The sequence below is a fragment of the Agathobaculum sp. genome, assembly GCF_050946325.1.
GTDB lineage: Bacteria > Bacillota > Clostridia > Oscillospirales > Butyricicoccaceae > Agathobaculum.
Genome location: NZ_JBMNUP010000148.1, coordinates 1 through 4,655, shown reverse-complemented (window position 1 = coordinate 4,655; position 4,655 = coordinate 1). Strand labels below are relative to the sequence as shown.

The 4,655-nt window shown below is 59.7% G+C and carries 5 protein-coding genes and 1 pseudogene; 2 read left to right on the top strand and 4 right to left on the bottom strand.

Annotated elements, in window-relative coordinates:
- On the top strand, nucleotides 1-244 hold a 244-nt coding region (locus tag ACOYIE_RS09510; protein WP_433412643.1), incomplete at its 5' end, for a hypothetical protein.
- A 362-nt stretch (nucleotides 245-606) separates the two neighbouring features.
- On the opposite strand, the pseudogene ACOYIE_RS09505 reads toward ACOYIE_RS09510, so the two are convergent.
- From ACOYIE_RS09505 to ACOYIE_RS09490, 4 genes and pseudogenes are all read right to left on the bottom strand, one after another.
- A pseudogene (locus tag ACOYIE_RS09505) lies at nucleotides 607-1,419 on the bottom strand (PSP1 domain-containing protein); the annotation flags it as partial.
- A 26-nt stretch (nucleotides 1,420-1,445) separates the two neighbouring features.
- Complete coding sequence (locus ACOYIE_RS09500) at nucleotides 1,446-2,324, bottom strand: hypothetical protein (RefSeq protein ID WP_433412641.1); 879 nt, start codon at nucleotides 2,322-2,324, stop codon at nucleotides 1,446-1,448.
- Nucleotides 2,321-2,644 (bottom strand): cyclic-di-AMP receptor, encoded by a 324-nt coding sequence (locus ACOYIE_RS09495; protein WP_433412645.1) that lies wholly within the window; start codon nucleotides 2,642-2,644, stop codon nucleotides 2,321-2,323. The genes ACOYIE_RS09500 and ACOYIE_RS09495 overlap by 4 nt, the downstream gene beginning before the upstream one ends.
- Before the next feature lie 20 nt (nucleotides 2,645-2,664).
- Nucleotides 2,665-4,107, bottom strand: a complete 1,443-nt coding sequence (locus ACOYIE_RS09490) for an aminotransferase class I/II-fold pyridoxal phosphate-dependent enzyme (protein WP_433412639.1) — start codon at nucleotides 4,105-4,107, stop codon at nucleotides 2,665-2,667.
- A gap of 317 nt (nucleotides 4,108-4,424) precedes the next feature.
- Here ACOYIE_RS09490 and ACOYIE_RS09485 point away from each other — a divergent pair.
- A partial coding sequence (locus ACOYIE_RS09485) for an aminotransferase class V-fold PLP-dependent enzyme (protein WP_433412637.1) occupies nucleotides 4,425-4,655 on the top strand: 231 nt, incomplete at its 3' end.

Sequence of the window (4,655 nt, the reverse complement as noted above, 5' to 3'; positions counted from 1 at the left end):
CAAGCGCAACGAGCATGTCAACGGCTTCAGTCGCTTCAATGTCCGACTGATCCGTGAATGCCGCACCAGCGAACATGGTGAACGCGCATGCGAACGCCAGTACCAGTGCGAGAACCTTTTTCTGATGGCAGGCGGAAAAACTTTTTGCACAAATAAGATGGCATATTATAACACTCTTCTGCATCTTTTGCAACTATTTCAGAAATTTTTTATTTTCCATATAAAGGATATTAATAGAAAATAATAGAAATCCGGAGCCGCCTGCAAAAATAATTTTACACAAAAAATCCCCTCTCTGATTGTGCATATCAGAGAGGGGGCATTTTATTCCTGCGGCTCCTGCTGCGGAGCGCCTTCTGCGTCAGCGGGTTTGTGCCGGCGGCGGCCGCCACGACGGCGACGGCGGCGCGGCGCGGCTTCGGCAGGCGCTTCTGCACCGTCTTCCGGCAGCGCGCTGCCTTCCACGTCCTGCGGAGCGGTCTTTTCGGGTCTCGGACGAGGCGCATGTTCCGGCGTTTGCTGCGGTATCTCCTCAAGCTGCGCCTCTTCCTCCTCGCGGCGGCGGCGCTCTTCCGCCATGGCGGCTGCATTATGCCGGTTCCGGCATACGCCGCGCACCTGCGTACAGTCTGCACACTGGAACTCGGTCAGCGAATGCTCCGGACTGTCGTCCAGCTGCACTTTGCAGGTGCCGCGCAGCATTTGGGTGGAGATCACCTTGCCGCGGCCTTCAGGCGTGTCCACCACGCTGCCCTGCTTGGGCGTAACCTTTTGCAGCTCGGCATAGGCTTCGTGTTCATATTTCAGGCAGCACATCAAACGGCCGCATACGCCGGATATTTTGGCCGGATTGAGCGACAAATTCTGTTCCTTGGCCATATTGATGGACACAGGATGAAAATCCTCCAGATAGGAGGAGCAGCACAGTTCGCGGCCGCAGCAGCCCAGGCCGCCGATCATCTTGGCCTCGTCCCGCACGCCAATCTGGCGCAGTTCGATACGGGTGCGGAAAATGCTGGCCAGATCTTTTACCAGCTCGCGGAAGTCCACGCGGCCGTCCGCGGTAAAATAGAACAGCATCTTGTTCATATCGAACGTGCATTCCACTGCAACCAGATTCATTTCCAGTTCACGGTCGGCAATTTTCTGTTTGCAGATGGAAAACGCCTCGTCCGCGCGTTTTTTATTGCGCTCAAGTATTTTCAAATCATTTTCCCCGGCAATACGCGCCATGCGCTTGAGCGGCTGCACAACCGTCTGGTCGGGCACTTCCGTATTGCCCTGCACGCACTCGCCGTATTCCAGTCCGCGCGCCGTTTCAACAATGACGCCCGTGCCCACGGGTACCTCAACGCCCTGCGGGTCAAAATAATACATTTTTCCGTTTGGTTTAAAACGGACACCAATAATCGTGGTCAATCAGCTAATCCTCCTGATTCGGATTTTTATAAGAAGCAAATGCGGTAAACGTCGCTCGTCAGCGCGTTGGTGACGGCGGCGGCCGCAGCATTGCGTGAAACACGCCCGCACAATACGCCGACAAAATCATACATCCCGACCAGCCGCGCAGGCGCAACCGCGCGGGCAAGCGCCGCGGTCTGCTCCCGCAGGGCAGGCTGAAGCGGCGGCTGCGGCAGGCCGTTTGCGAGGAACACCGCGTCCCGCAGCGCGGCCTGCAGCACGCCGAATACGCCGAGCAGCGCGCGGCGCGGCGTTTTTTCCAGGGCCAGCGCGGCGCGCATCATCCGGTCCTCCCGATGTTCGGCAACGGCGGCCAGATAGGGCGCAAGCAGCGCGGCCGCGTCTCCGTCGGTCACTGCGGCGGCGGAAGGTTCGAGCGCAAACTTGAGGCAGCGCGAACGCACTGTTTCCAGCAGAGCGTCCGGCTGCTCGGCAGTCAGGATAAAAAACGCAAAGGCAGGCGGTTCTTCCAGCTCCTTGAGCAGCGCGTTCTGCGCGGCGGGATTGAGGTTCTGCGCATGCCGGATGACGGTGACGCGGCGCGGCCCGTCATTCGGTATGATGGCGTTTTCCGCCTTGATGCGCCGCGCAAGGTCCACTTTGAGTTCGTTTTCGCCCTCGTCCACCACGGTCAAATCGGGATGAATCCCCTCTTCCGCCTTGCGGCAGGACAGGCAGACGCCGCACGGACGCGGGCCTGCGCTTTCGCACAGAAGCGCGGCCGCCAGCACGTCTGCAAAACCGGAAAGCGCCTCGCTGTCGTCTCCCGAGAGCAGCACGGTCTGCGGAAAACGGCCGGCCAGCGCGTTTTGCAGGCTGCGTTTGAGGGCAGCGTTGCCCGGCAGACTGTTAAACGAAATCACAGTTTTTCAAAGCGCTCCACGCCGAGCACAAACACCGTCGCGCCGCCAACTTCAACCTGTACGGGCATGGATGGGAAAAATCCCATGCCAAGCTCGCCCGTCGTCGGCACAATCTGCTTGCGCGAAGACGAGTGTTCGCGGATGATCTGGAAGCATTCGTCCAGTTTTTCCTCTTCAATGCCAATCAGTATGGTGACGTTGCCGGTTTTGAGAAAGCCGCCGGTGGTAGCCAGTTTTGTAATGGAAAAACCGGCTTTCATCAGGCTGCTCATCACGTCCTGCGCGTCGTCGTAATTGATAATGGCAAGCACCATTTTCATCATAAAGGGGTCCCTCTCAGTCAATCTGGAATAACAACATGGATTTCTTCGATTCCATTGTACCATCTTTCCCGAATAAGTTCAATGTGCGCCCGGGTAATTTTCTCGCCCGGCCACAGCAGCGGCACGCCGGGCGGATAAGGCGTAACGGGCCGCGCGCAGACCATGCCTGCCGCGTCCCCGGGCGCAACCGAACGCATGCGCGAAAACCACGCCTGCCGCACGGGCATGACCCGCTCGGCCGGCGGCAGCGGCGCGGCAGGCGGCGGCAGCGGTCCGGTTTGCCGGCGGCGCGCAATCCGGCACAGGGCGCGCCGGAGACGGCGAACGGTGCCGCCCGTATCGGCGCCGGTCAGAATAAAGACGGCGTTGCGGTCGTCGGCCATTTCACAGGCCACGCCGGCCTCGCTCCACAGCATATCGGCAAGCTGATGGCCGGTTACATCGGTGCCGGCGGTACAAACGGTCAGGCGGCAGGGGTCCAGCGCGGGATACTGCCCGGGCGAAAGCGCGGAAAAGCAGGTGTAATCCTGTACGAACCGGCGCAGATCGGCGCAGACGCCGGCCGCGCGCATATAGGCTGCGCGGCCCTGTCCCTCCATATAGGCGCGGGCAAGGTCGATGGACGCCATAATCGGATAGGACGGACTGGAAGTGCCGAACAGCGCGGTATTTTCGCGCAGACGCGCGCGGTCCACATCCCCGCTGCACAGCAGCACCGCGCCCTGTCCCATACAGGGCAGCGTTTTGTGCGCGGACAGCACCGCGATATCGGCGCCGTCCATCGTGGGCGTGGCCAGGCCGAGCGCCGGAAAATGCGCGCCGTGCGCGCTGTCCACCAGCAGCTGCCTGCCGCGCGCCCGGCAGACGCGGGAAAATGCGGCGATATCCCTGCGCACGCCGTAATAGGTGGGCGAAGTGAGCAATACCGCGCGGATTTCCGGATGGGCATCCAGCAGGCGCGCCGCCTTCTGCGCATCCAGCGCGCCCGAAATGCCGAACGGTTCAACCAGCGGCGCTTCGATAAAATACGGCGTGATGTCCAGCAGCGCGCAGGCATGGCAGACGGATTTATGGCATTCCCTGTCAAGCAGTACGCTGCCGCCCTCGCCCACGGCCGAAGCCAGCATGGACAGAATGCCCTGCGTCGAGCCGCCGGTTAGAAAAAAGCAGTCGTCCGCACCGAAATAACGCGCTGCCGCGACCTCGGCATCGCGGATCGGGCCGTCGCCCAGATACAGGTTGCCCGTACCGTAGGTTTCGGTAAAATCAATCGCAAAAATTTCGGCATAGGTGCTGAAGATCGGTTCGCCTTTGTGGCCGGGCATGTGAAAACGGGCCGAATCGCCCGTGGCCAGCAGCTGCAGCGTGTGGAACAGCGGCGCGCCGGTAAACGGCATCAGGCGGTTGATCTGCCGGTGTGTAAGCTGCGGCCGCGGCGCAGCCGGTCGGCGGAAGGACATGGCGCGCCTCCTTTCTGTCAAAGCGCAGGCTGAAATAATATGTATTATAGCACGGGACAGCCGGATGATGCAAACTTTCCCGCAGAAAGGGCCGGCAAATTTTGCTCCCCCGCCCGACGGCAGAGCGCGGAAAAAAGGCGCGCAGAAGGGCGTTAAGCGGCATATCCTGTCCATAATGTGCAGACATTCGTCTTTTGGCGACGGAATTTTGTTTCCTTTCACTGTAGTAAAGCACGGCCGGTTATATTATAATGAATACTGCATTCCCAGAACGGGAAGAACAATGCTTGAAATTTGAAAGGCAGGTTACTATCACTATGGCAGACAATCGTATCTACAATTTCTCCGCAGGCCCCTCCATGCTTCCGGTGCCCGTGCTCGAACGCGCGGCAGCTGAAATGCTCAACTGTAAGGGCTCAGGTATGTCAGTCATGGAGATGAGTCACCGATCTAAGGTATATGACGGCATCATCAAGGACACCGAAGCCCGCCTGCGCCGCGTGCTCTCCATTCCGGAAAATTACAAGGTGCTGTTCCTGCAGGGCGGC